The organism is Polaribacter sp. BAL334, assembly GCF_015767435.1.
Lineage (GTDB): Bacteria > Bacteroidota > Bacteroidia > Flavobacteriales > Flavobacteriaceae > Polaribacter.
Genome location: NZ_JADWOV010000137.1, coordinates 1 through 354, shown reverse-complemented (window position 1 = coordinate 354; position 354 = coordinate 1). Strand labels below are relative to the sequence as shown.

Below are 354 nucleotides of genomic sequence, written 5' to 3'. Positions count from 1 at the left end.
CTTTTAAAATTCCTGGTGATAAAAAAGCAGTAGTAACTTTTTTTAGTTTGAAAATTTTATAGCCAATTTCTTCTTCAGTTTCTCTGATAGCAGTAATTTCTGGAGTTTCATTTTCATCCATTGCACCACCAACAACTTCAATTGAAAATCCATTATTAATTTTTGCCACATACACTGGCATTCTGAATTGTCTTGTTAATAAAACTTTTTTGGTTATAGCATTGTATAATAAAATAGCAACACCATCGCTTTTTCCATACACTTCATGCGTAAGATTAACAGATTTTCCGTTCTTAAAAGTAAAATCAAAATTGACCCTTTCTAATGTTCCCCAAAAATTTGAAATCATATTTG

The 354-nt window shown here is 29.4% G+C and carries 1 protein-coding gene; it reads right to left on the bottom strand.

Features of this window, described 5'->3' with window-relative positions; all coding sequences use genetic code 11:
* The coding region (locus IU405_RS00715; protein WP_197436733.1) for an NUDIX domain-containing protein at positions 1-354 on the bottom strand (354 nt) is incomplete at both ends.